The organism is Aeromonas sp. 95A, from assembly GCF_051919235.1.
GTDB lineage: Bacteria > Pseudomonadota > Gammaproteobacteria > Enterobacterales > Aeromonadaceae > Aeromonas > Aeromonas veronii.
Window position 1 is genome coordinate 2,362,501 of the sequence record NZ_JBQBFC010000001.1, and the last position, 24,519, is coordinate 2,387,019.

Sequence of the window (24,519 nt, forward strand, 5' to 3'; positions counted from 1 at the left end):
GCAACAGTGTGTTGCTGCGGGAGTGGAATTCTACTCAACCGCCTTCTCGAGTCAAGCCTTATTTTCAAAGGCTTTTCGAGGTTACCGACGAGGTTGTTTGCGTTGCCGCTTGCCCTGTCGATGGAGGCGCATTATAGGGATCTGGATCACGCTTGCAAGGGTGTTTTCGAATTAAATTCGCATTTTGGGTTCAACCGTTCACTAATCACCCAAAAAGCGCATTTATCCTGCAACAACACACCCGTTTGGCGAGCTCGCTATCCTCTAGATGGCGTGGCGGTGGTAGCAGATCAAGGTTGTGGCGATTTGGTCTCTCTACATCTATATGCATGGTGATCGAGGTCACGCCTTCGGGTAACATAGCGCCCCTTTGCGATTCACACACTCTTGGGCTTTGGAGAGTTTAATGCCTTTTGCACTTGGCCAGCGTTGGATTAGTGATACAGAGACGGATCTGGGGTTGGGGACTGTCGTTGCTGTTGAAGGACGCATGGTTACCCTGTTGTTTCCGGCTACCGGTGAAAACCGCATGTATGCCAAAGAAGAGGCGCCGGTCACCCGGGTCAGCTTCAATGTGGGCGATCAGATCACCAGTCACGAAGACTGGACCATGACGGTCGAAGAAGTGCAGGAGAAAGACGGCCTGCTTATATATGTAGGTGTGCGCACCGACAATAATGAGCCCGTTGCCCTCAAGGAAGTGTTTCTCAACAACTTTATCAAGTTCAACAAGCCGCAGGATCGCCTGTTCGCCGGTCAGATCGATCGGATGTCCCGCTTCACCCTGCGCTACGAAGCGCTGATCAACCAGCACCAACGTCGTCGCAACCCGACTCGTGGTCTGGCCGGTGGCCGGGTCAGCCTGATCCCGCACCAGCTCTATATTGCCCATGAAGTGGGTCACCGCTACGCTCCGCGCGTACTGCTGGCCGATGAGGTTGGCCTGGGCAAGACCATCGAAGCGGGCATGATCATTCATCAGCAACTGCTCTCCGGCCGCGCCCATCGGGTGCTCATTCTGCTGCCCGAGACGCTCCAGCACCAATGGCTGGTCGAAATGCTGCGCCGTTTCAACCTGCACTTCTCCCTGTTTGACGAGGAGCGCTGCATCGAGGCGTTTGCAGATGCGGAGAACCCCTTCGAGACCGAACAGCTGGTGATCTGCAGCCTCGACTTCCTGCGCAAGAAGCGTCGTCGCTTCGAGCAGGTGCTGGAAGCCGAGTGGGATCTGCTGGTTGTCGACGAAGCCCACCATCTGGAGTGGAGTGAAGAGGCGCCGAGCCGTGCCTATGAAATGGTGGAAGCGCTGGCCGAACAGGTGCCGGGCGTGCTGCTGCTGACTGCGACACCGGATCAGCTGGGCCACCAGAGCCACTTTGCCCGTCTGCGCCTGCTCGATCCCGAACGTTTCTACGACTACGAGGCTTTCCTCGCCGAGGAGCAGGCCTATGGTCAGGTCGCCAGCGCCGCACAAGAGCTGCTGGATGGCGAGACCCTGAGCGATGAAGCCAGACAGATCCTCGCCAGCCAGCTGGAAGGGCTGGACTTGAGCGATGCTGAGGCCCGCCAGCAGGCAGTCGCCAAGCTGCTGGACCAGCACGGCACCGGCCGGGTGCTGTTCCGTAACAGCCGCGCCAATATTCAGGGCTTCCCCGAGCGTCACCTCAACGTCTACCCTATGCCGCTGCCGGAGCAGTACAAGACTGCCATCAAGGTGATGGGCATGATGGGTGGTAACGGTGGCGATCTGCAGACCCGTGCCCTGCGCTACCTCTATCCCGAGAAGATCTTCCAGCAGTTCGAAGGCGACAACGCCACCTGGACCCAGTTCGACCCGCGCGTAGAATGGTTGCTGGAGCTGCTGCTCTCAGCCCGCCAGCAGAAGGTGCTGGTGATCTGCTCCGAAGCGGCGACCGCCATCGCGCTGGAAGAGGCGCTGCGTACCCGTGAAGGGATCCGTGGTGCCGTGTTCCACGAAGGGATGTCGATCCTCGAGCGGGACAAGGCCTCCGCCTATTTCGCCCAGCAAGAGGGTGGCGCCCAAGTGCTGCTCTGCTCCGAGATCGGTTCAGAAGGACGCAACTTCCAGTTTGCCAGTCATCTGGTGCTGTTCGATCTGCCGCTCAATCCGGATCTGCTGGAACAACGTATCGGCCGACTGGATCGTATCGGTCAGCAGAATACCGTCGAGATCCACGTGCCCTATCTGGAAGGGACTGCCCAGCGCGCCCTGCAGCTCTGGTATCACGATGGTCTGGACGCGTTCGAGCAGACCTGCCCGACTGCCCGCCCGGTATTCGAAGCGGTACGTGAAGAGCTGTTCGAGCTGCTGGCCGCCAACACCGGCGATCAGGCAGCTCTCGACGCCCTGCTGATCAAGACCCGCGAACTGCACGAGCCGCTCAAGGCTCGACTGGAGCAGGGTCGCGATCGCCTGCTGGAGATCCACTCCAGCGGTGGCGCAGCCGCCCAGCAACTGGTCGACAAGCTGGCCGCCGAAGATGACGACACCGGCATGATCTCCTTCGCTCTCAAGATGTTCGACGAGATCGGCGTCAATCAGGATGACCGTGGCGAGAACGCGCTGGTGCTGACCCCCGGGGATCACATGCTGGTCTCCAGCTTCCCGGGCCTGCCGCAAGATGGCATGACCATCACCTTCGATCGTAACACCGCCCTGTCGCGGGATGACATGGCGCTGCTCTCCTGGGATCACCCCATGATGCGCGGCGGTATCGACCTGATCCTGGGCTCCGAGATCGGTGCCACCTCGGTCGCACTGCTCAAGAACAAGGCGCTGCCCATCGGCTCCATCCTGCTTGAGCTGATCTTCGTTGCCGAGTCTGCGGCCCATCCCCAGCTCTACCGCTTCATGCCGCCGACGCCGATCCGTCTGCTGATGGACAAGAACGGCCAGAATCTGGGTGAGAAAGTGGCGTTCGATGCCTTCAACCGCCAGCTGACTCCGGTCAATCGCCACCTCGGCAGCAAGCTCGTGACTGCATCCCAACCGGTGATCCACGCTCTGATCGGCAAGGGCCAGGCCATTGCCGAAGAGCTGAAAGCCGGGATTGTCGACAAGGCCCGTGCCCAGATGGCGCAGACCCTGCAGCAGGATCTGGATCGTCTGGAAGCGCTCAAGGCGGTCAACCCGAACGTGCGCGACAGCGAACTGGATTATCTGCGCAATCTGCAGGCAGAATTGCACCACCTGATCGATCAGACCCAACTCAAGCTGGATGCCATCCGCTTTATCGTGGTCACCCATAACTGACAAGGTACCGACCGACAGCGGCCAGACCCAGCTCAAACTGGATACCCAAGGCCGCTTTGTCGTGGTTACCCATAACTGATGGGGGCTTGCCCCCACCTTCTGATGCGAGACATTTATGTTTGAATACTCACCGCCTCTGGAACCCTGGCTCGATATCCTGTTCAAGGACAAGGACATCATGGTGGTCAACAAGCCCACTGGCCTGCTGAGCGTCCCCGGGCGCGGCCCCGAGAATGAAGACAGCGTCCTGCATCGGGTGAAGCAGCAGCACCCCAAGGCGGCGGCGGCTCATCGCCTCGACATGTCCACCACTGGCGTCATTGTCATTCCCCTCAATCCCAACTCTCATCGGGAGCTGAGCCGGCAATTTCGCGAGCGGGAGACCGAGAAGCACTACCTCGCCTGGGTGTGGGGCGAGCCGGAAGCAGAGTCGGGACAGGTTGACCTGCCGCTCTGCGTCGACTGGCCCAACCGCCCGAAGCAGAAGGTGGATCACGAGGAGGGGCGCCACGCCCTGACCCTGTGGGAAAAGCTGAAGGTGGAGAACGGCAACAGCCTGATTAAGCTGACCCCCATCACAGGTCGCTCGCACCAGCTGCGCGTCCATATGCTGGAGCTGGGGCACCCCATCCTCGGCGATAACCTCTACGCCCATCCGGATGCGCTGGCGGCGGCACCGCACCTTTATCTGCATGCGGCCAGTCTGACCATCAGCCACCCCCGCAGCGGCGAGCGGATGACCTTCGAGGCACCAGCCCCCTTCCCGCTCTGAGCGGAAGAGGCTCGCGCCAAATCGCAGAGATAAAAAAGCCCCCATCGCGAGATGGGGGCTTTTTCATTAGGGTCAGACGCGAATATCGATCTTGCTTCCCAGAGAAGCGCTGGCCGATGTCGGTGCAACCGGCGCTGATTGCGCTGCGTTTTGCAGCAGCTTCAGCGCAGCTTCGCCCTCTTGGGTCTGCTGTTTCTTGGCCAGACTGGCCGTCATCAGAGCAGAACCAAACGACGCATTTGCAGAACTTGATATATCCATAGGGTTCCTCCTGCACTCAACAGTATCGGCCAAGCGGCCCCGAACATAAGCACTGAATGCAAAACAATCTGAAAGTCGCTTTTCTATCAATCAGATAGCAATAGTATTCATGGCCCTGTTCACCGCTGGATGACGCCTTCAAGCTCCTGTGCCGTCATCGGCCGAAGCACCTTGCAAGGGTTGCCAGCCGCCACCACGTTGGCTGGCACATCTTTGGTCACCACCGAACCGGCACCGATGACGCTGTTGTCACCAATGGTGACACCGGGACAGATGACGACGCTACCGCCGATCCAGACGTTGTGACCGATCCGTACAGGCTTGCCGAACTCGACACCCTTGATACGTGGCGCCACCGCCACCGGATGAGCGGCGGTGTAGATCTGCACCCCGGGCGCCAGCAGCACGTTGTCGCCGATGTGCACCTCACAGACGTCGAGGATGGTGCAATTGACGTTGGCGTAGAAGTTCTCGCCGACGAAGATATTGGCGCCATAGTCGCAGAAGAACGGCGGATTGATGGCGCACTCATGGCCGCGACCACCGAGCAGCTCGTGCAGCAAAGCATCCCGCGCCGGTTTCTCCTGCCAGCTGGTGTTGAAGGTGTGGTAGAGCTTGCGGCAGCGCTCGCGCGCCGCTTTTAGCTCAGGGTCGCCCGCATCATAAGGCTCCCCCGCCACCATCTTCTGCCACTCGGTACCGCGCACCACTTTCGTCATCGCCTACTCCATCAGCCAGATCAGGGATTCATAAGGGCGCAGCATACCCGATTGCGGTCGGGCCGGGCTATCGGGGTAGTTGCCGAGCAGCAGCCGACCTTGCCCGCTTTGCAGCTCAGCAGGCAAGGCAAACTCCACCGGCTCGCCGTAGAAGTTGCTCACCACCAGCAGGGTCTGACCGTTGGCACGGCGGGCATAGGCCCAGATCTGCGGGTGCCCGGTCAGCAGCTCCTGATAATCCCCCTGAGTGAAGATGGGGTGCACCTTGCGAAGGGCGATGAGATCCCGATAGTGCCAGAACACCGAGTGCTGGTCGGCCAGCGCCGCCTCGGCATTGATCTCGGAATAGTTTGCAGCTGGCTTGAGCCAGGGCGTCCCTTGGGTGAAACCGGCATTGGCCGCAACGCTCCACTGCATCGGGGTGCGCGAGTTGTCGCGGGACTTGGCACCGAGAATCGCGAGGATCTCGGCCTCGCTCATCCCTTCCGCCTGCTTGATGGCGAAGATGTTGCGGCTCTCCACATCCTGATAGTCATCGATGCGCTGATAGCCGGGGTTGGTCATGCCGATCTCCTCCCCCTGATAGATGTAGGGGGTGCCCTGCAAACCGTGCAGCGTGCTGGCCAGCATCTTGGCGGCTACAACTCTATGCTCGCCCTCATCGCCGAAACGGGAGACGATGCGCGGTTGGTCGTGATTGCACCAGAACAGCGCCGACCACCCCTTGCCGTGCATGCCGCTCTGCCAGTGGTTGAAGATGCGCTTGAGTTCGAGGAAGTCGAACGGCGCCTTGGTCCACTTGTCGCCGTTGGGGTAATCCACCTTCAGATGGTGGAAGTTGAACACCATGGAGAGCTCGGAGCCATCCAGCGCACCATAGCGCTGGCAGTGCTCCAGCGAAGTAGAGGACATCTCCCCCACCGTCATGGCGCCCACCGGGGCAAAGACGTCGCGGCTCACATCCTGCAAGAATTCGTGGATGCGCGGCCCGTCGGTGTAGAAGCGGCGGCCATCGCCAATCTCGTCGTCCGGGAACGCCTGATCCTTGGAGATAAGGTTGATGACATCGAGGCGGAACCCGTCCACCCCCTTCTTGGCCCAGAAGTGGATGATCTTTTTCACCTCGGCGCGCACTGTGGGATTTTCCCAGTTGAGATCCGCCTGCTCGCGGGCAAACAGGTGCAGGTAATACTGACCGGTGGCTGCATCCAGCTCCCATGCACTGCCACCAAACTTGGATTGCCAGTTGTTGGGTACGCCGCCGTCCACCGGATCGCGCCAGATGTAGTAGTCGCGGTAAGGGCTGTTTTTATCCCCCAGCGCCGACTTGAACCAGGCGTGCTCGGTGGAAGTGTGGTTGACCACGATATCCATCACGATGCGGATATCGCGCGCGTGGGCGGCGGCCAGCAGCGCCTCGAAATCTGCCATGGTGCCGTAGGCGGGGTCGATGGCAAGGTAGTCGGCGATGTCGTAGCCATTGTCCACCTGCGGCGAGACGTAGACCGGGGTCAGCCAGAGGGCATCGACCCCCAGCGTCTTGAGGTAATCGAGGCGGGCCATGATCCCCTTGAGATCGCCGGTGCCACGGGCGCCGGAATCCTGAAAGCTCTTGGGATAGATCTGGTAAATCACGGCGCTCTGCCACCAGGGTGTTTGGCTCATGGCTCTTTCTCTTGTCACAAATTGAAAAGGGAGAGGGCGACCCGCGGGTCGCCCTGATAATCAGTGTCAGGCGCTAGCTTGGGCCAACTTGCCAGCGGCTTGCTGGCGCTTGTAGACCAGCAGGGTCAGCACCACCGGCACCACGATGGCGACCAGCATGGCGATGGCAAACACCGCCCAGTATTGCGGCTGGATGGAGAGGATGCCCGGCAGGCCGCCTACCCCGATGCCGTTGGCCATCACCCCGGCGAAACCGCAGATGAGGGCCGCAAGGCTGGAGCCCACCATGGCGCACAGCATGGGGAACTTGTACTTGAGGTTGATACCGTACATGGCCGGTTCGGTCACCCCGAGGTAGGCAGAGATGGCGGCAGGTACCGAGATCTCCCGTTCGTTCTCCTTGCGGCTAATCAGAATGATGCCGACGACTGCAGAAGCCTGAGCGATGTTGGAGAGGGCGATCAGCGGCCAGATCGGGGTGCCCCCCATGCTCTGCATCAGCTGCAGATCCACTGCGTTGGTGGTGTGGTGGATACCGGTGATGACCAGCGGTGCGTAGAGGAAACCGAACAGGGCTGCGCCGATGGGAGCAAAGGAGCCGGTCATGGCGGCCTTGGCAGCGAAACCAACGCCATCACCAATCCAGCGACCGAACGGGCCGATAAAGGCGTGAGCCACGATCACTGCCAGCAGCAGCGAGACAAACGGCACAATCACCAGATAGAGATAGGCCGGAATGATCCGCTTGAGGTTGGTCTCAACCCAAGCCAGGAAGACACCTGCCAGCAGCGCCGGAATGACCTGTGCCTGATAGCCCACCTTCTGGATCACGAACAGGCCGAAGTCCCACACCTCGGGAGTCTGCTGACCGATGCCGTAGGCGTTCATCAACTGCGGTGACACCAGCGTCACCCCCAGCACGATACCGAGGATCTCGGAGCCGCCCATCTTCTTCACTGCAGACCAGCAAACACCCACCGGCAGGAAGTGGAAAATCGCCTCGCCCAGCAGCCAGAGGAAGGCGTGTACCTGAGCCCAGAACTGGCTGATCTCGGTGAGGGTGTGAGTGCCATCGTCAAACATCTTGATGTCGCCGATGACGTTGCGAAAGCCCAGGATCAGACCGCCGGTGATGATGGCGGGCAGCAACGGTACGAAGATCTCCGCCAGATGGGAGATGCCCCGCTCCAGCGGGTTCATGTTCTGGCGCGCCGCCTGCTTGGCGGTCTCCTTGCTGCCACCGCTGACGCCGAGCTGTTCGGTCAGCGCCTTGTACCACTGCTCTACCTCGTTACCGATCACCACCTGGAACTGACCGCCCTGGGTGAAGCTTCCCTTAACCGCCGGGATGGTTTCGATAGCCTTGCTGTCGGCCTTGGCCGGATCGTTCAGGACGAAGCGCAACCGGGTCAGGCAGTGGCTGACGGTGGCGATGTTCTCCTTGCCGCCGATCTTGTCGATCAGGGTGGCAAGCTGCTGTGCGTTGATCTTGGACATGGGTCTTCCCTCTGTGACGCCATTGAATAGTGGTCTGTATCGCCCTTTTGAGCCAGTCTGTCGGCCGGAGCGTTTTTGGTATCGTTCCCATTTAGCATGCCGACAATCTGGCCAGGTCGAAATGGGAACGTTCCCAATTCGTGGCCAGCGTCACAAAAAGCACACTTTTTGTTCAGTCGGAAGTGATGGGGCTCACAGGGTTCGGCAGGGGGCGATAGTCACCAGCGGGGGCTGAGCCTGCTCAATCTGGCCGAGCAGCTGACGCGCCGCCTGCTCCCCCGCCCCTTTGTAACCAAGATCGAGACTGAGGGCGTTGGGGAAGAGGAAACTGAGCATGGGATTGTTGCCAAGTCCTGTCACCAGCACCTCGCTACGCCCTTGTTCTTGCAGGTATTTTGCCGCACCGATGGCGAGGGTGTCGCTGGCGCAGACCAGCGCCTGGGTGGAGGGCGTCAACAGCTCGGCCGCCAGCCGGTAGCCGCTCTGCAGGCTGAGATCGCCGAGGGCGCTGCGCGGGCGCAACCCTTGCTCTGCGCAGTAAGCGAGATAGGCGTCGAGGCGGCGCTGGCCGGTGGTGAGATCCGAGGCATCCACCCCCAGATAGGCGATGTCGCGGGCGCCACGGCTTGCCAGCTGCGCCAGCATGGTGCGCACCGCACCGGCGTCGTCAAAGCAGACCGAGGAGAAACCGGGATATTCACGGGCGACCAGCACCAGCTTCTCTTGCAGCGGCGCCATGGCGGCATAGTCCAAGTCATTGAAGGCGAACAGGATAATGCCATCTACCCCGCGCCGCTCCAGCACCGCCAGATGCTCCTGTACCTTGGCGGGGGAGAACTTGCTCTCCATCAGCACGGCATCGTAGCCACGCTGGTAGAGAGTCTCCAGCATGCCGCGCACCGCCTGATTCTCCGAGCTGGAGTCGAGCCGCGAGACAATGATCCCCACCACCTGCTGGCTCTGGCTGCGCATGGCCCGCGCCGACTTGCTCGGCACGAAGCCATGCTCGGCGATGACCTGCTCTACCCGCTCGCGGGTCTCCTGCTTCACCTTGGGATCCTGATTGAGCACCCGGGAGACGGTCGACTTGCCGACGCCACTCAGTCTGGCGATATCGAGGATGGTCAGTTTCTTGTCCATGAATTGGCTCACAGGAGGCTAGGCGGTGGAATTGCCCACATTGTTGTGATTAACCCCTGTGAATACAAGCCCATGGCGTTAGAATGCCCTTTTTGCCCCGCCGTCAGGGTGTGTGGGCACAGCACAGGATGCCCATCATGGATCTGCTGGCCAGTCTGCTCTTCTCCCTCTCCATCACAGGCCCCATCTGCGTGGTGCTGCTGCTCGGCATCTTGCTCAAGCGGTTGGGGCTGCTGCCGGATCCCTTTACCGAATCCGCCTCGCGACTGGTGTTTCAGGTCACCCTGCCCGCTCTGCTCTTTCTCAGTATTCTGGGTACCAACTTCGCCACCATGCCGAGCCTCTGGTTTATCGGCTATGGCCTGCTCGCCACCGTTATCAGCTATCTGGTGCTGGAGCTGCTGGCCGGACGTTTTATCGGGGAGCAGCGGCTGCGCGGCATCTTCGTGCAGGGGAGCTTTCGCGGCAACAGCGCCATTATCGGGCTCGCCTATGTGCAGAACGCCTATGGCCACGAAGGGTTGGGGGCGGCGGCCTTCTATGTCGGCGCGGTGACCGTGCTCTACAACATTCTCGCTGTGATCACCCTCACCCGCAGTCTCGGCGGTGCCACCGGTATCCGCCCCATTCTGCTCGGCATCATCAAGAATCCGTTGATCATCGCCATCGTGGCGGCGCTGCCTTTTACTCTGCTCGGTATCAAGATGCCGCAACTGCTGCTCACCACCGGCAGCTACTTCGCCAACATGACGTTGCCGCTGGCGCTGCTCTGCACCGGCGCCTCTCTCAGCCTCGACGCCCTGCGCGGTGGCGCAGCCATTGCCGGGTGGGCCAGTATCATGCGGCTCTGCCTCATTCCGGCTGCGTTCACTCTGGGGGCTGCTCTGCTCGGCTTCAGCCATCTGGAGCTGGGTATTCTGTTTCTCATCAGCGCCACCCCGACTGCCGCCGCCAGCTATGTGATGACCCGCGCCATGGGGGGCGACAGCGTGCTGGCCGCAAACATCATCGCCACCACCACCCTCGGTTCGCTGGTCACTACCAGCCTCGGGGCAACTCTGATGAATTACCTAGGGTTGATGTACTGACGGCTTGACCTTGCCGGAGGCGGCAGCTTTAGGCTGGCGCTCATCAACAGAGGAGATATCCCATGACCATCGAACTCACCGTGTCCGGCATGTCCTGTGGTGGCTGCGCCGCCAGTCTGCAAAAAGTGCTGCTGGCCCAGCCTGCGGTCACCACCGCAACCGTCGATTTCGCCAGCAGCAAGGCCGTTATCGAGAGCGAGCTGAGCAAGGCCGAGCTGATCGCCCTGATCGAAGCCAAGGGTTTCTCTGCGAGTTAAATTATCTCCATAGAGGTATAAAACAGGTTAAAAATCTGTACTCACCTGTCTTTTGGTGAGTTTTATCACAGACCCGGGTTATTAAACGGGCAAACTTGCTGCGATTATTCCAACCATAAGGATTTGCAGCATGACCCTACCGATCCGCAAGACCCTGCTCGCCGCCGTCGTTGGCCTGACCCTCTCCCCCATGGCGATGGCGCTGCCCAACGTCCATATTCTGGCCACCGGCGGCACCATTGCCGGGGCAGGCCAGTCGGCTACCCAGTCCAACTACGAGGCTGGCAAGGTGGCCATCGAAACCCTGATAGCCGCCGTGCCCGAGATGAAGAACGTGGCCGATGTGCAGGGTGAGCAGGTGGTCAAGATCGGCTCCCAGGACATGAACGACGAGGTGTGGCTCAAGCTGGCCAAGCGGGTCAACGAGCTGCTGGCCAAGGATGACGTGGATGGCATCGTCATTACCCACGGCACCGACACCATGGAAGAGACCGCCTACTTCCTCAACCTGACCGTCAAGAGCGACAAGCCGGTAGTGCTGGTTGGCGCCATGCGCCCCTCCACCGCAATGAGTGCTGATGGCCCGCTCAACCTCTACAACGCCGTGGTGACCGCCTCCGACCCCGCCTCCAAGGGCCGTGGCGTCATGGTGGCGATGAACGACACAGTGCTCGATGCCCGCGACGTCACCAAGACCAACACCACCGGCGTGCAGACCTTTGCTTCCCCCAACTTCGGCCCGCTCGGCTACATCCACAACGGCAAGATCGACTATCAGCGCAGCCCGACCCGTCTACACACCAGCAAGACGCCGTTTGACGTGAGCAAGCTCGACAAGCTGCCGCAAGTGGGCATCGTCTACAGCTACGCCAACGCCACCGACTTGCCAGCCAAGGCGATGGTGGATGCCAAGTTCGACGGCATCGTCAGCGCCGGGGTGGGTAACGGCAACCTCTACCACACCCTGTTCGATACCCTGGCCAAGGCGAGCAAGGATGGCATCCGCGTCGTGCGCTCCGCCCGCGTGCCGACCGGCGCCACCACCCTGGATGCCGAGATCGATGATGCCAAGTACGGCTTCGTGGCCTCCGGCACTCTCAACCCGCAGAAAGCGCGGGTGCTGCTGATGCTCTCCCTGACCCAGAGCAAGGATCCGGCCCAGATCCAGCGCTGGTTCCAGCAGTTCTGATAAGGGTTGTCTGAACCATGACAAGCAAGGGCGGGACTTCCCGCCCTTTTCCATCCAGCAATGCAGCCTCGCCCATTACGCAGTTTGACGGGGTCGACCTTCCCTTTTCCGGCCATTTTTTTCAGCCATCACAAAGCGCTGTCATCAAATTAGCGAGCCGGATCACCCGCTTTCACAAGCGCATCGCCGCCAAATTCATTACACTGCCAGCGATCTTATCCACTCAAGGAGTGCTGTTGCTGTATGGAAATATTGATCCTGCTGGGATTGATTTTGCTTAATGGCGTCTTCGCCATGTCAGAAATCGCCATCGTCACCGCACGCAAGGCTCGCCTCGGCAAGCTTGCCTCTGAAGGCAACCGCTCCGCCGCCATTGCCCTCAAACTGGGCGAAGACCCGACCCATTTTCTCTCTGCCGTCCAAATCGGCATTACCAGCATAGGTCTGCTCAACGGTATCTACGGCGAATCCCTGCTGGCCCAGCCCTTCTCCCTCTGGTTGCAGGAGTGGGGACTCCCGGCCAAGAGCAGTGGCCTGATCGCCACAATCATAGTGGTGGTGGTGGTTACTTATCTCTCCATCGTGGTGGGGGAGCTGGTGCCCAAGCGGCTTGGCCAGCTCAATGCCGAGCGCATCGCCTGTCTGGTGGCCCGCCCCATGCACTGGCTCGCCACCCTGACACGCCCCTTCGTCTGGCTGCTGTCGGCCTCTACCAATGCCAGCCTGCGGCTGCTGCGGGTCAACCAGAACGGCAGCGCCAACGTCACCGAGGAGGAGATCCACGCCATGCTGGTGGAGGGCTCTGAAGCCGGGGTGATCGAGGATCATGAGCACACCATGCTGCGCAACGTCTTCCGTCTCGACGAGCGCAGCCTCTCCTCCCTGATGGTGCCACGCAGCGATATCCGCTATCTGGATCTGGCGCTGCCGCTGGAGACCAACCTGCAGCGACTGGTGGAGTATCGCCACAGCTATTTTCCGGTCTGCGACGGCAACCTGTCAGAATTGGTGGGTATCATCAATGTCAGCAAGGTGCTGCACGCCTATATCAAGGGGGAGCCCATCGATCTGGCTGCCCTGACCCAGGAGGGCAGCCTGCTGCCCGAGACCCTCAACGGCGTAGAGCTGCTCAACCACTTCCGCACCCACAGCGAACAGATGGCGCTGGTGGTGGACGAATATGGCGAGCTGCAGGGACTGGTCACCCAGCAGGATCTGCTGGAGGCGCTGGCGGGGGATTTCCAGCAGGAGGATGGCGAGGACAACTGGGCATTCCGGCGCGCCGACGGCAGCTGGCTGCTCGATGGCCTGATCCCGCTGCCGGAGTTGAAGGACTGTCTGGAGCTGGTTCGTCTGCCAGAAGAAGAAAAACATCACTATCACACCCTCGGAGGGCTTATCATGCTGCTCCTTGGTCGTGTTCCACAAACCGGAGACCTGGTGACACTGGAACAGTGGCAACTGGAAATTGTTGACATGGATGGCCTGCGCATCGACAAGGTGCTCGCCATGCCCTTGACCGATCAACCCAGCTAACCTGCGGAGTTTGCAAGTATGGAGCAGTTTTACCAACTGGCTCACGCCTTTATGAACCACGATCTGAACACACTTTCCGATCCCAAGATGGCCTTCATGATCTGTGGTGTGATTCTGACGTTTCTGGTACTGGAAAACGGATTCATCCCTACCGCCTTTCTACCCGGTGACAGCCTGCTGATCCTCACCGGCGTACTCATCTATCAGGATGTGTTGTCTCTCGGGGTGATCCCGCTATTGATCATGGCAACCTTTGTCGGCACCTGGCTCGGTTACATGCAGGGGCGCTTTCTCGGCCACACCCAGCTCTACCATCGGCTGATGTCCCATGTGGAAGAGCGACACCAGCAGAAGGTCTACCACCTGCTGGACAAGTACGGGATCATCACCCTGATCACCGCGCGCTATATCGCCTTCGTGCGCACCGCCTACCCCTATATCGTGGGTGCCACCGAACTGCCCCAGGGGCGCTTTCTCATCGTCAATCTGATCAGCTCCATCATGTGGATCTGCCCGCTGGTCGGGTTTGGCTACTACCTGAGCCACACCAAGCTGGCCGCCGAATACCAGACCCAGTTCTTCAACATCATCATCTATCTGCCGGTGGCCCTGCTGGTGGGTGGCATGGTGGCGCTGGTCTGGCGCTGGATCAGCAAACGCAGGGCCGCGCAGCCACGGGATTGACCCTTCGCCCAACGCCCGACCCGAAAGCCCTCGCCAGAGGGCTTTTTTGATCGCCAATTTTGCGCAAATAGCAGAAATAGTCCCGCTCGGCCCTTGTAAAGCCGGGGTAAAAATGAGTGAATCTAGCGCCTTTTTTTGGATGGGAATGGAGTCGGTTGTATGTGGTGTCGGATTCGCGCAGCAGCGCTGGTTGTCGGGTTGATGGGAATGCTGGGATTGCCTGCGGTCAGCGCGGCACCCAACCCTGCCAAACTGGAAGTACGCTCGAGCAGCGCCCTGGTCGTGGATGTAAAAACGGGCAAGACGCTCTACCAGAAGAATGCCACCAAGGTGCGTCCTATCGCCTCCCTTACCAAGCTGATGACAGCGCTGGTGGTGCTGGATGCCAAACAGAATCTCAACCAGACCATCACAGTCGACAAGAACGATCTGGATCGGGTCAAACACACTCATTCCCGCATCCGCATGGGCACCAAAGTGACCCGCCGCGACGCCCTGCATCTGGCGCTGATGTCCTCCGAAAACCGGATGGCCTCGGCACTGGCGCGTCACTATCCGGGCGGCCGCAGCGCCTTCGTGCGAGCCATGAACAACAAGGCCAGACAGCTGGGTATGCGTAATACCCACTTCTACGACTCCACCGGCCTCTCCACCCGCAACGTCTCCACCGCCCAGGATCTGGGCAAGCTGGCCGCCGCCGCCTATCGCCAGCCGCTGATCCGTCAGTTCACTCAGGATGAGAACCGGGAGATGCGCTTCAGCGCCCCCGCCTACAGCCTGATGTTCAACAACACCAACCCGCTGGTGAAAAACCCGGATTGGGACGTGCGCCTCTCCAAGACCGGCTTCACTGACGAAGCGGGTCGCTGCCTGGTGATGCGCGCCAAACCGGACAGCCGCGAGCTCGCCATCGTGCTGCTCAACTCGGTGGGCAAACGCACCCCCATCGGCGATGCCAACCGCATTCGCAAATGGCTGAAAAGCTGAGTGGATCTCTTCACAAAAAAGGATGCTGCGGCATCCTTTTTTATTGCCCGCAAAACGCCTTGCAGGCCTTGCAGGCCTTGCAGGATGTTGATAGCCAAACCTTGAGTGATAAGCTGCGCGGAATCAGCCGTTGCAACAGCAGGCATACAAGGCACCTATAGATGAGGCAAAGGGTGGTGATGCGGTGCAACGATCAGAAGAACTGTGCGCAATCACAGAAAGGGGAAGAAATGAGGACAAGAACAGCCAGGTAAACGGGCGATCCACCCGCAACAGCGCACGGGGATCCGCACCAAAAGCTAAATATCGCCCATAAAAAAACAGCCCCGACCGAAGTCGAGGCTGTCTGTATGGTGCGCCCGAGAGGATTCGAACCTCTGACCACCTGGTTCGTAGCCAGGTACTCTATCCAGCTGAGCTACGGGCGCTCATAAACTTTTGGTACTGCTTGAAATATGGTGCGCCCGAGAGGATTCGAACCTCTGACCACCTGGTTCGTAGCCAGGTACTCTATCCAGCTGAGCTACGGGCGCTCACAAACTTTTGTGTACTGCTTGAAAAATGGTGCGCCCGAGAGGATTCGAACCTCTGACCACCTGGTTCGTAGCCAGGTACTCTATCCAGCTGAGCTACGGGCGCTCATAAATCGTTGTGTCGTTTTAAATGGTGCGCCCGAGAGGATTCGAACCTCTGACCACCTGGTTCGTAGCCAGGTACTCTATCCAGCTGAGCTACGGGCGCCCTGTTTTAAAACGATAAAAAAAGCTTACTTATCAGTAAGCCTTTTCCAAAGTGTCGACTTGCTGATGGTCAACACATGACTCTTGCTTGAGTCGTAATATGGTGCGCCCGAGAGGATTCGAACCTCTGACCACCTGGTTCGTAGCCAGGCACTCTATCCAGCTGAGCTACGGGCGCAAATGGCGGAGAAGGGGGGATTCGAACCCCCGATGCGGGTATAAGCCGCATACTCCCTTAGCAGGGGAGCGCCTTCAGCCTCTCGGCCACCTCTCCGTTTGCGGGGCTGATAATACTTCACAGGGATTTTTAGTCAAACACTTTTTTGGAGAAAAAAGTGCGTTCGCTCAGCATTTGGTCAAAGCGTGGAATATTCAAACAATATCGGCACTTATCCCGCAGTTTCGCGCCCTGCAGGGCGATTTCAGGGGCCGAGAAAAAACAAAAGGCGACACATGAGGTGTCGCCTTGTCACAGCCATGAAAGTGGCTTAGAAGCCCGGTTGGCCCGGAACTTTCTCGGCCTGGATGCGCTGGTAGATCTCTTCGCGGTGTACGGAGACCTCTTTCGGCGCGTTAACACCGATACGGACCTGGTTGCCTTTAACGCCCAGTACGGTGACAGTCACTTCATCACCAATCATCAGGGTTTCCCCAACACGACGAGTCAAAATAAGCATTCGCTTGCTCCTGTATCCTGTTTTGTTTTTATATCGATATGCGACATTATCTAACAAAGATACCGATATGGTAAATGGTTGAAACTAAATCAATCAGAGATTGTTAGCCCAAGGGCTGCTCTTGCGGTGCCTGATCCAACCCGAAAGCCGCGTGCAGGGCTCGCACCGCCAGCTCCAGATACTTCTCGTCAATCACCACAGAGATTTTGATTTCAGAGGTCGAGATCAACTGCATGTTGATCCCCTCCTCGCCCAATACCTTGAACATGGTGCGCGCAACACCGGGATGGTTCCACATGCCGACACCGACAATGGAAACCTTGGCAATTTCGCCATTGCCCTGCACGCAGGAGGCGCCAAGTTCGGTGGCTGTCTCCTCCAGCAGTGCCCGGGCGCGGCGATAGTCATCACGATTCACCGTGAAGGTGAAGTCGGCGGTGCCATCTCCCAGGGTGTTCTGCACAATCATGTCGACATCAATGTTGGCGTCGCTGATCGGATTCAGGATCTGCGCGGCAACGGTTGGTCTGTCCGGCACGCCCAGAATGGTCAGGCTGGCCTCGTTGCGGTTAAAAGCGATCCCGGATACCAGGGGAGCTTCCATCCTATCACCTCCATATGTGATTAAGGTTCCCTCTCCATCGATAAAGCTCGACAGCACCCGCAGCGGGACGCGGTACTTGCCCGCAAACTCCACCGAGCGGATCTGCAGCACCTTGGCGCCGAGACTTGCCATCTCCAGCATCTCCTCGAAGGTGATGGTGTCGAGACGACGCGCCTTGGGCTCGATGCGCGGATCCGTGGTGTATACCCCATCCACATCGGTAAAGATCTGGCACTCATCGGCCTTGATGGCCGCCGCCACGGCAACCGCCGTGGTATCCGAACCGCCGCGGCCCAGCGTCGTGATCGCGTTATGCTCGTCACGGCCCTGGAAACCGGCGATCACCACCACCTTGCCCGCAGCCAGTTCGGCCTGAACCAGCTCGGTGTCGATGTGGGTGATGCGCGCCTTGCCATAGGCGGAATCGGTGTGAATCCGTACCTGATCACCGGTCATTGAGACCGCAGGACAACCGCGTTTGTTCAACGCGATGGCCAGCAGCGCTATGGTGACCTGCTCACCGGTGGAGACCAGTACATCCATCTCCCGCCGGTTGGCATCAGGATCCAGCTGCTGGGCCATGCCCAGCAGCCGGTTGGTTTCGCCCGACATGGCGGAGACAACCACCACCACGTCGTGTCCCTGGGCGCGGGTCTGCTCGACCCGCTCAGCTACCGCCTCGATCCGCTCCAGTGTGCCGACCGAGGTGCCGCCGTACTTCTGTACATAGAGTGCCACAGATCACCTCGCCCGATTACAGGCGCTCTTCCAGCCAGGAGTGAACGGATTGCAGCGCTGCCGGCACCGCCTCAGGCTGGGTACCACCCGCCTGTGCCATGTCCGGACGGCCACCGCCCTTGCCACCCACCTGCTGGGCAACCAGATTGACCAGCTCACCGGCCTTGACCTTGCCGGTCAGGTCGTTGGTGACGCCCGCGATCAGGTTGACCTTGCCATCGGCACAGGTTGCCAGCAGCACAACACCGGACTTCATCTGGTTCTTCAGCTCGTCCAGCATGCCGCGCAGGGATTTCGGATCGGCCCCTTCCAGCGCTGCAACCAGCACCTTCTGACCGTTGATCTCGATCACCTGACCCAGCAGATCGTTACCAGCCTGAGCGGCCAGCTTGGCCTTAAGCTGCTCCAGCTCGCGCTCCATCATCTTGGCCTTGTCCAGCATCTGGCGAACCTTGTCGGCGATGCAGAACTGGTCGCCTTTCACCAGGGCGGCAGCCTCTTCAATCTGCTCGCCAACCTGATGCATGAAGTCGATGGCCGCTTTGCCGGTCACCGCTTCGATACGGCGCACGCCAGCAGCGATGCCGCTCTCGGCGATGATCTTGAAGAAGCCGATATCACCGGTGCGCTTGGCGTGAGTACCGCCGCACAGCTCGGTGGAGTAGTCGCCCATGCGCACCACGCGCACGTCGTCTTCATATTTTTCACCAAACAGCGCCATAGCACCGGCGGACTTGGCCGCTTCCAGATCCATCAGCTGGGTGGTGATTTCGTGGTTGGCGCGGATCTGGTTGTTGACCAGCTCCTCGACCCGGCGAATGGTCGCCATGGTCAGCCCCTCGAAGTGGGAGAAGTCGAAACGCATGCGCTCGGCTCCAACCAGAGAACCTTTCTGGGTGACGTGCTCGCCCAGAGCCTGACGCAGAGCTGCATGCAGCAGGTGAGTCACGGAGTGGTTCAGGGCGATGGCCTGACGACGGTCAGCGTCTACCACGGCCTCAACCTCGGCCCCTTTCTCCAGGGTGCCCAGCTCCATGTAGCCCTTGTGGATGATCGCCTTGCCCGCTTTTAGGGTGTCGGTTACGGCAAAGATGCCGTCGTCCACTTTCAGGGTACCGCTGTCGCCAATCTGGCCGCCGGACTCGGCGTAGAAGGGGGTCTCTTCCAGCACGATGACTGCTTCGTCACCGGCGATAAGACCGCTCACCTCTTCCACACCCTTGTAGATGCCAACCACGCGAGTGCGCTCGCTCAGGGTCTTGTAACCGGTGAAGGGGGTCTCGAAGTCGAGCTTGAGCATCTCGTTGTAGTTCACGCCGAAGCTGGAGGCCTCTTTGGCACGAGCACGCTGCTTCTCCATCTCGGCCTTGAAGCCCTCTTCGTCGATACCGATCTCGCGCTCGCGCACCACGTCGGCAGTCAGGTCGGCCGGGAAGCCGTAAGTGTCGTAGAGCTTGAACACCACTTCGCCCGGAATAACCTTGGCATCGCCCAGGTTGGCCAGAGCGTCTTCCAGCAGCAGCAGACCGCGATCCAGAGTGCGGACAAACTGCTCCTCTTCGATGCGCAGCACTCGCTCGACCAGCGGCAGCTGGGCGATCAGCTCGGCAGCGACGTCTTTCATCTGCACCGCCAGCTCGGCAGCCAGTTTGTAGAAGAAGACGTCGGTGGCACCCAGCTTGCGGCCGTGACGCACGGCGCGGCGGATGATGCGGCGCAGCACATAGCCACGACCTTCGTTGGACGGCATCACGCCATCTGCCACCAGGAAGGCGCAGGAGCGGATGTGGTCAGCGATGACGCGCAGGGACTGGTTGCTCAGATCGGTGGTGCCGACAATCTCGGCCGCTTTCTTGATCAGCGCCTGGAAGATGTCGATTTCGTAGTTGGAGTGGACACCCTGCATGATGGCGGAGATCCGCTCCAGTCCCATGCCGGTATCCACGGACGGACGCGGCAGCGGCTCCATGGTGCCGTCAGCCTGACGGTTGAACTGCATGAACACCACGTTCCAGATCTCGATGAAACGGTCGCCATCCTCTTCCGGTGAGCCGGGACGGCCACCCCAGATGTGATCGCCGTGGTCATAGAAGATCTCGGTGCAGGGACCGCACGGGCCGGTATCGCCCATCGCCCAGAAGTTGTCGGAAGCGTAAGGGGCACCCTTGTTGTCACCGATGCGCACGATGCGATCGGCCGGGACACCGACCTCTTTTTCCCAGATGTCGAAAGCTTCATCGTCAGTCGCGTAGACGGTTACCAGCAGGCGATCTTTCGGCAGCTGCAGCACCTCGGTCAGGAAGCCCCATGCAAACTTGATGGCATCCTGCTTGAAGTAGTCACCGAAGCTGAAGTTGCCCAGCATTTCGAAGAAGGTGTGGTGACGAGCGGTATAGCCGACGTTTTCCAGATCGTTGTGCTTACCACCGGCACGCACGCAACGCTGGGAAGTCGTCGCGCGATTGTAGGCACGCTTGTCTGCGCCAAGGAACACGTCCTTGAACTGGTTCATACCCGCGTTGGTAAACAACAGGGTCGGGTCGTTATGCGGTACCAGCGAGCTGGAGGAGACAACCTGGTGCCCCTGGGAACGGAAATACTCGAGAAACGCAGCGCGAATCTCTGACGTGGACATATACATGGAAAATCCTGCTTGATTCGAATACGGACTTTTAACCGCATTAATGTAAGTTTTCTGCGGGGTAAAGTAAAACGGACAGGGCCGCCACGGGCGAAAAAGCGCACATAAACGGGCCAGAAAAGAGCGCCACTGCTCACAGTGGCTTTTTTCACTGTTGAGAGGCAAAAAAGCAGCGCATAAAGAGGGATGAGATGAACAAAAGGCTGCTTTTTCGGGATTGTGCGCGCAAGCTACTGAGCCGGCAGGAAAAACATACAAAAAGGAGAGCTGAAACGACGTTTGCCACGCAGTGGCGTTACTCTTCCCGCTCCTGCAGGGCAGAGATAGCGTAACGTGCCTGATCCTGGGTAAAGCCGCGCCCCAGCAGATATTTGAGCCACTTCATCCGCAGCTTGAAATCGGCCAGATCGACAATTTTTGCCCGTCGCTCCAGCAGTTCGAAGGCAAGCTCGAACCAGTCCAGCTCCGGCTGATCGAAGGCGGCATCAATCTGCATATCGTCGAGCCCCTTGCGGCGCAGATCGAAGCGGATCTTGATGGGGCCATGCCCCTTGGCGGCACCGGCCCGTACTGCCATACCGCCGTAACGTTCGTCATTGACCCAGTTGTAACCGCGGCAGTAGTCGACCACCGCCTCGATCACCTCTTCATTGAAGCCCTGCTGGCGCAGCCGGTTGGCCAGCTCTGACTCGGCACTCTCGCGGCGGGCCAGGCTGCGCATGGCAAAGGCGCGGGCGGCGGTAAACTGCTCGGCAAAGGTCGGTTCGGCAGGCTCGACCGGTTCGGTAACGGATTCATCAACCATCATAAATAACAAGGCCGGGTATCTACCCGGCCTTCCTTTGTTCCTTATTCGAACTCTTGTTCGCTTTCGGCATCGAACTCGTCTACCTCAACCGGTGCAGCCTTGTCATCGACTGGCACGGCGCCGGAGAGCAGCAGCTCGCGCAAGCGGGCTTCCACTTCGCCAGCCATCACTTTGTTCTCGGCGAACAGCTTCATCACGTTGGCCTTGCCTTGGCCGATCTTCTCGCCGTTGTAGCTGTACCAGGCGCCGGCCTTGTCGATCAGCTTGTGCTTGACACCGAGATCCACCAGCTCGCCCTCTTTGGAGATACCGGCACCGTAGAAGATCTGGAATTCAGCCTGCTTGAAGGGTGGGGCCACCTTGTTCTTGACCACTTTGACGCGAGTCTCGTTACCGACCACTTCGTCACCTTCCTTGATGGCGCCGATACGACGGATATCCAGACGCACGGAGGCGTAGAACTTGAGCGCGTTACCACCGGTAGTGGTCTCCGGACTACCGAACATGACGCCGATCTTCATCCGGATCTGGTTGATGAAGATGCACAGGCAGTTGGCGTTCTTGATGTTGGCAGTCAGCTTGCGCAGCGCCTGGGACATCAGACGGGCCTGCAGACCAACGTGGGAGTCACCCATCTCCCCTTCGATTTCCGCTTTCGGGGTCAGGGCCGCCACGGAGTCGACGATGATGACGTCAACCGCGTTGGAGCGAACCAGCATGTCGCAGATCTCCAGCGCCTGTTCGCCGGTATCCGGCTGGGAGATCAGCAGGTCGTCGACGTTGACGCCCAGCTTGGCAGCGTAGATAGGGTCGAGGGCGTGTTCCGCATCGACGAAGGCACAGGTCTTGCCTTTCTTCTGGGCTTCGGCGATCACCTGCAGGGTGAGGGTGGTTTTACCGGAAGATTCCGGGCCGTAGATTTCGACGATACGGCCACACGGCAGACCGCCGATCCCCAGCGCCACGTCCAGCGAGAGGGAACCGGTAGAGATGGCTTCGATATCCATGGTCTTGCTGTCGCCCAGACGCATGATGGAACCTTTGCCGAACTGCTTTTCAATCTGACCCAGCGCAGCCGCCAGTGCCTTCTGTTTGTTCTGATCCATGCCAATCTCCGCTGGAAATCGTGAGTAAGAAGTGAAGTTGGGCTAAGTATACTGTCTATTCATACAGTATCAAGCCCAATTTATCTGAGCAGGGCCAACAGACCCGACAAGGCCTGTCTCACCGCCTGCTGGCGCACCTCCCGGCGATCCCCGTCGAAACGGGCCAGCAGGGAGTGGTGGCGGCCATTGCGGTCGGCCCAGGCGAACCAGACGGTGCCGACCGGCTTGCCCTCGGTGGCACCGCCGGGGCCAGCGATGCCACTGATAGCAACGCTGATGGAGGCAGACGAGTGCGCCAGCGCGCCGCGGGCCATCTCCAGCACCACGGCCTCGCTCACTGCACCGTGCTGATCCAGGCTCTCGCTGCTCACCCCCAACATCTGCTGCTTGGCCTCGTTGGTGTAGGTGACAAATCCGCGATCGAACCAGCCGGAGCTGCCCGCGATGTCGGTGATGGCGCTGGCCACCCCGCCGCCGGTACAGGATTCGGCGGTCGCCGCCAGCCAGCCCCGCTGGCCAAGGGCCCGTCCCAGCTCGATGGCAAGGTGCTCTATCTCTGCATCCAGTTTCATCACGACTCCTTTCTGATCCGCTCAAGAGGCACATTATGCGATCCCGCTAGCGCCGCCCGCAACCACGGCAGACCGCCCTTGCCTGCCGCAAGGTGAGGTGCTGCACCTGTGTCATGCCTTCAATAGTGCAGAACAACCGTGCCCGGAACACCCGCTCCCCCGTCGCGGCGCTTATGTGTAGAATGGCGCCATCAAGCTCAAGGCTCATCACCGCAGACACTGGCCCGCAGAGGCCCCTTCTGGAACAGAACATGACCGCACAACACCAAGCCAGCGGCGCCACAAGCTCCGCTCCCGGCGCAAATCTGAGCGCCCACACGCCCATGATGCAAGGGTGTTTATATGTTGATTTTAATGTGTTTTTTTGAAATTTATTTGTCTGCCTACGCTTTAACCTACGCTATAAACACCCTTCATGATTGAGCCTCTTTTACCAATCCTGCACCCACATCTCCAATGAAGGGCATTGTCCAAACATAACAACCTGTATGCTGCTTAACAGCACACACAAATAAAAACACGACTACATCCTATTCAAAAAACTTTCAAACCTACATCACCTCCATGAGTTAGCAGGCTCCTGCCTGCATTTCACAATTCCTGGAGGAGATATGGCTCATCTGATCGACACCATGGCCTACACGGGCCAAACCCCTTGGCATGGCCTTGGCAATGTTTTGCCCCCGCAACAATCTCTCGATATCTGGCTACAGGCAGCCGGGATGGATTGGACCATCGAGCAGAGCGACGTGATGTTTAACGTCGCCTCCGATGCACTGCATATCCGCCCCTACAGCGACAGCAAGGTGCTGTATCGCTCCGATACCCTCGCCCCCCTATCGGTGGTCTCAAGTCGTTACAACGTGGTACAGCCTCACGAGGTGCTGCACTTCTATCAAGACCTGGTGGAAGCCGGTGGTTTTGAGCTGGAGACCGCGGGCTCGCTCAAAGGGGGCCGCAAGCTGTGGGCACTGGCCAAAACCGGTCAGGATCTCAAGCTAGCAGGCGGTGATTTGGTGAAGTCCTATCTGCTGCTGGCGACCAGCTGCGACGGCACACTCTGCACCACAGCGCAGTTCACCTCGCTGCGGGTGGTCTGCAACAACACCCTGCAGATGGCACTGCGGAGTGCTACCGGTGCCATCAAGGTGCCCCACTCCACTCAGTTCGATGCCGCTGCCGTCAAAGAGTCGCTCGGCCTGGGACTCTCCCATTGGGATGAGTTCAAAGTCCAGACCAAGGCACTGGCACAACGGCCCGTCGCCCCTGAAGAGGCGCTGCGCTTTTTCAGCGACTTGTTGGCGCAACCGCTGGATGAGGAGAACATCATCCTCACCAAGCCGGTGCAACGGCTTCATGAGCTCTATCAAGGCGCAGGCATGGGCTCAGAGCTTGCCAGTTCCCGCAATACCGCCTGGGGGCTGGTCAATGCGGTAACGGAATACGTGGATCACCACCGCCGTGCCCGCAGCCAGGATCACCGGCTCGATTCCGCCTGGTTTGGTCAGGGCGCCCAACTCAAATCCCAAGCCCTGAATCAGGCACTCACTCTGCTGCAGTAATT

21 protein-coding genes and 6 tRNA genes are annotated in these 24,519 nt (G+C 59.5%); 10 read left to right on the forward strand and 17 right to left on the reverse strand.

The features are described 5' to 3' along the window. Positions 1–406: 406 nt before the first annotated feature. Positions 407–3,274, forward strand: a complete 2,868-nt coding sequence (gene rapA, locus ACTG2U_RS10615; RefSeq protein ID WP_429014125.1) for an RNA polymerase-associated protein RapA — start codon at positions 407–409, stop codon at positions 3,272–3,274. 115 nt (positions 3,275–3,389) lie between these two features. Then, positions 3,390–4,046, forward strand: a complete 657-nt coding sequence (gene rluA / locus ACTG2U_RS10620) for a bifunctional tRNA pseudouridine(32) synthase/23S rRNA pseudouridine(746) synthase RluA (protein WP_042058808.1) — start codon at positions 3,390–3,392, stop codon at positions 4,044–4,046. A 72-nt stretch (positions 4,047–4,118) separates the two neighbouring features. Here the strand turns inward: rluA and ACTG2U_RS10625 are convergent, their stop codons facing one another. The 5 genes from ACTG2U_RS10625 to treR form a co-directional block, all read right to left on the reverse strand. Continuing rightward, positions 4,119–4,307, reverse strand: a complete 189-nt coding sequence (locus tag ACTG2U_RS10625; RefSeq protein WP_005336040.1) for a hypothetical protein — start codon at positions 4,305–4,307, stop codon at positions 4,119–4,121. A 119-nt stretch (positions 4,308–4,426) separates the two neighbouring features. Then, the gene (locus ACTG2U_RS10630; protein WP_429014127.1) at positions 4,427–5,026 is read right to left on the reverse strand and encodes a sugar O-acetyltransferase; all 600 of its coding nucleotides are present in this window, start codon (positions 5,024–5,026) and stop codon (positions 4,427–4,429) included. Positions 5,027–5,029: 3 nt separating this feature from the next. Beyond that, complete coding sequence (treC, locus tag ACTG2U_RS10635; protein ID WP_429014130.1) at positions 5,030–6,691, reverse strand: alpha,alpha-phosphotrehalase; 1,662 nt, start codon at positions 6,689–6,691, stop codon at positions 5,030–5,032. Between the two features lie 66 nt (positions 6,692–6,757). Continuing rightward, positions 6,758–8,188, reverse strand: coding sequence for a PTS trehalose transporter subunit IIBC (gene treB / locus ACTG2U_RS10640; protein ID WP_005336043.1), 1,431 nt, complete (start codon positions 8,186–8,188; stop codon positions 6,758–6,760). A gap of 192 nt (positions 8,189–8,380) precedes the next feature. Next, on the reverse strand, positions 8,381–9,328 hold the full coding sequence (treR, locus tag ACTG2U_RS10645) for a trehalose operon repressor TreR (RefSeq protein WP_257697711.1): 948 nt from the start codon (positions 9,326–9,328) through the stop codon (positions 8,381–8,383). Between the two features lie 137 nt (positions 9,329–9,465). Between treR and ACTG2U_RS10650 the strand changes: the two genes are divergently transcribed. The 7 genes from ACTG2U_RS10650 (at position 9,466) to pbpG (ending at position 15,069) form a co-directional block, all read left to right on the forward strand. After that, positions 9,466–10,416 carry an AEC family transporter gene (locus ACTG2U_RS10650; protein WP_005336047.1) on the forward strand — a complete coding sequence of 317 codons (951 nt, stop codon included), beginning with the start codon at positions 9,466–9,468 and terminating at the stop codon, positions 10,414–10,416. A 62-nt stretch (positions 10,417–10,478) separates the two neighbouring features. Next, a complete protein-coding gene (locus tag ACTG2U_RS10655) occupies positions 10,479–10,673 on the forward strand; it encodes a heavy-metal-associated domain-containing protein (protein WP_263084849.1) in 195 nt (64 codons plus the stop codon). 130 nt (positions 10,674–10,803) lie between these two features. Beyond that, complete coding sequence (gene ansB, locus ACTG2U_RS10660) at positions 10,804–11,862, forward strand: L-asparaginase 2 (RefSeq protein WP_128834860.1); 1,059 nt, start codon at positions 10,804–10,806, stop codon at positions 11,860–11,862. 17 nt (positions 11,863–11,879) lie between these two features. After that, positions 11,880–12,143, forward strand: a complete 264-nt coding sequence (locus ACTG2U_RS10665; RefSeq protein WP_139463587.1) for a hypothetical protein — start codon at positions 11,880–11,882, stop codon at positions 12,141–12,143. Further along, positions 12,106–13,398, forward strand: coding sequence for a hemolysin family protein (locus tag ACTG2U_RS10670; RefSeq protein WP_005336050.1), 1,293 nt, complete (start codon positions 12,106–12,108; stop codon positions 13,396–13,398). Before ACTG2U_RS10665 ends, ACTG2U_RS10670 begins: the two co-directional genes overlap by 38 nt. A gap of 18 nt (positions 13,399–13,416) precedes the next feature. Further along, positions 13,417–14,082, forward strand: coding sequence for a DedA family protein (locus tag ACTG2U_RS10675; RefSeq protein ID WP_005343012.1), 666 nt, complete (start codon positions 13,417–13,419; stop codon positions 14,080–14,082). A 159-nt stretch (positions 14,083–14,241) separates the two neighbouring features. Then, the gene (pbpG, locus tag ACTG2U_RS10680) at positions 14,242–15,069 is read left to right on the forward strand and encodes a D-alanyl-D-alanine endopeptidase (protein ID WP_005348750.1); all 828 of its coding nucleotides are present in this window, start codon (positions 14,242–14,244) and stop codon (positions 15,067–15,069) included. A 351-nt stretch (positions 15,070–15,420) separates the two neighbouring features. Here the strand turns inward: pbpG and ACTG2U_RS10685 are convergent. The 12 genes from ACTG2U_RS10685 to pncC form a co-directional block, all read right to left on the reverse strand. Continuing rightward, positions 15,421–15,497, reverse strand: a tRNA-Arg gene (locus ACTG2U_RS10685). Between the two features lie 28 nt (positions 15,498–15,525). After that, positions 15,526–15,602: transfer RNA gene (locus ACTG2U_RS10690), tRNA-Arg, on the reverse strand. 29 nt (positions 15,603–15,631) lie between these two features. Then, a tRNA-Arg gene (locus ACTG2U_RS10695) sits at positions 15,632–15,708 on the reverse strand. A gap of 25 nt (positions 15,709–15,733) precedes the next feature. Then, positions 15,734–15,810, reverse strand: a tRNA-Arg gene (locus ACTG2U_RS10700). A 100-nt stretch (positions 15,811–15,910) separates the two neighbouring features. Beyond that, positions 15,911–15,987 (reverse strand) — tRNA-Arg (locus ACTG2U_RS10705). Positions 15,988–15,990: 3 nt separating this feature from the next. Further along, positions 15,991–16,083, reverse strand: a tRNA-Ser gene (locus tag ACTG2U_RS10710). Between the two features lie 214 nt (positions 16,084–16,297). Beyond that, entirely contained in the window at positions 16,298–16,486 is a 189-nt protein-coding gene (gene csrA / locus ACTG2U_RS10715; protein ID WP_005336053.1) for a carbon storage regulator CsrA, read from the reverse strand. A 103-nt stretch (positions 16,487–16,589) separates the two neighbouring features. After that, positions 16,590–17,828 carry an aspartate kinase gene (locus ACTG2U_RS10720; protein ID WP_111809428.1) on the reverse strand — a complete coding sequence of 413 codons (1,239 nt, stop codon included), beginning with the start codon at positions 17,826–17,828 and terminating at the stop codon, positions 16,590–16,592. Positions 17,829–17,844: 16 nt separating this feature from the next. Then, the gene (gene alaS, locus ACTG2U_RS10725) at positions 17,845–20,469 is read right to left on the reverse strand and encodes an alanine--tRNA ligase (protein ID WP_042033273.1); all 2,625 of its coding nucleotides are present in this window, start codon (positions 20,467–20,469) and stop codon (positions 17,845–17,847) included. Positions 20,470–20,764: 295 nt separating this feature from the next. Continuing rightward, positions 20,765–21,274, reverse strand: a complete 510-nt coding sequence (locus ACTG2U_RS10730; RefSeq protein ID WP_439975120.1) for a regulatory protein RecX — start codon at positions 21,272–21,274, stop codon at positions 20,765–20,767. Between the two features lie 44 nt (positions 21,275–21,318). After that, positions 21,319–22,383, reverse strand: coding sequence for a recombinase RecA (gene recA / locus ACTG2U_RS10735; RefSeq protein ID WP_074042703.1), 1,065 nt, complete (start codon positions 22,381–22,383; stop codon positions 21,319–21,321). A gap of 80 nt (positions 22,384–22,463) precedes the next feature. Then, positions 22,464–22,955, reverse strand: coding sequence for a nicotinamide-nucleotide amidase (gene pncC, locus ACTG2U_RS10740; protein ID WP_439974459.1), 492 nt, complete (start codon positions 22,953–22,955; stop codon positions 22,464–22,466). Between the two features lie 611 nt (positions 22,956–23,566). On the opposite strand from pncC, the gene ACTG2U_RS10745 reads away from it, so the two are divergent. Next, positions 23,567–24,517, forward strand: coding sequence for a DUF932 domain-containing protein (locus ACTG2U_RS10745; protein ID WP_130631653.1), 951 nt, complete (start codon positions 23,567–23,569; stop codon positions 24,515–24,517). Positions 24,518–24,519 lie beyond the last annotated feature (2 nt).

Bases quoted from the DNA above. Each gene is read 5' to 3' on its own strand.
- ACTG2U_RS10670 (WP_005336050.1), top strand. From the start codon at position 12,106: ATGGAAATATTGATCCTGCTGGGATTGATTTTGCTTAATGGCGTCTTC.
- treC (WP_429014130.1), bottom strand. From the start codon at position 6,691: ATGAGCCAAACACCCTGGTGGCAGAGCGCCGTGATTTACCAGATCTAT.
- treR (WP_257697711.1), bottom strand. From the start codon at position 9,328: ATGGACAAGAAACTGACCATCCTCGATATCGCCAGACTGAGTGGCGTC.
- ACTG2U_RS10655 (WP_263084849.1), top strand. From the start codon at position 10,479: ATGACCATCGAACTCACCGTGTCCGGCATGTCCTGTGGTGGCTGCGCC.
- rapA (WP_429014125.1), top strand. From the start codon at position 407: ATGCCTTTTGCACTTGGCCAGCGTTGGATTAGTGATACAGAGACGGAT.
- ACTG2U_RS10625 (WP_005336040.1), bottom strand. From the start codon at position 4,307: ATGGATATATCAAGTTCTGCAAATGCGTCGTTTGGTTCTGCTCTGATG.
- alaS (WP_042033273.1), bottom strand. From the start codon at position 20,469: ATGTATATGTCCACGTCAGAGATTCGCGCTGCGTTTCTCGAGTATTTC.
- treB (WP_005336043.1), bottom strand. From the start codon at position 8,188: ATGTCCAAGATCAACGCACAGCAGCTTGCCACCCTGATCGACAAGATC.
- pbpG (WP_005348750.1), top strand. From the start codon at position 14,242: ATGTGGTGTCGGATTCGCGCAGCAGCGCTGGTTGTCGGGTTGATGGGA.
- ACTG2U_RS10745 (WP_130631653.1), top strand. From the start codon at position 23,567: ATGGCTCATCTGATCGACACCATGGCCTACACGGGCCAAACCCCTTGG.
- ansB (WP_128834860.1), top strand. From the start codon at position 10,804: ATGACCCTACCGATCCGCAAGACCCTGCTCGCCGCCGTCGTTGGCCTG.
- rluA (WP_042058808.1), top strand. From the start codon at position 3,390: ATGTTTGAATACTCACCGCCTCTGGAACCCTGGCTCGATATCCTGTTC.
- recA (WP_074042703.1), bottom strand. From the start codon at position 22,383: ATGGATCAGAACAAACAGAAGGCACTGGCGGCTGCGCTGGGTCAGATT.
- ACTG2U_RS10675 (WP_005343012.1), top strand. From the start codon at position 13,417: ATGGAGCAGTTTTACCAACTGGCTCACGCCTTTATGAACCACGATCTG.
- pncC (WP_439974459.1), bottom strand. From the start codon at position 22,955: ATGAAACTGGATGCAGAGATAGAGCACCTTGCCATCGAGCTGGGACGG.
- ACTG2U_RS10665 (WP_139463587.1), top strand. From the start codon at position 11,880: ATGACAAGCAAGGGCGGGACTTCCCGCCCTTTTCCATCCAGCAATGCA.
- ACTG2U_RS10730 (WP_439975120.1), bottom strand. From the start codon at position 21,274: ATGGTTGATGAATCCGTTACCGAACCGGTCGAGCCTGCCGAACCGACC.
- csrA (WP_005336053.1), bottom strand. From the start codon at position 16,486: ATGCTTATTTTGACTCGTCGTGTTGGGGAAACCCTGATGATTGGTGAT.
- ACTG2U_RS10630 (WP_429014127.1), bottom strand. From the start codon at position 5,026: ATGACGAAAGTGGTGCGCGGTACCGAGTGGCAGAAGATGGTGGCGGGG.
- ACTG2U_RS10650 (WP_005336047.1), top strand. From the start codon at position 9,466: ATGGATCTGCTGGCCAGTCTGCTCTTCTCCCTCTCCATCACAGGCCCC.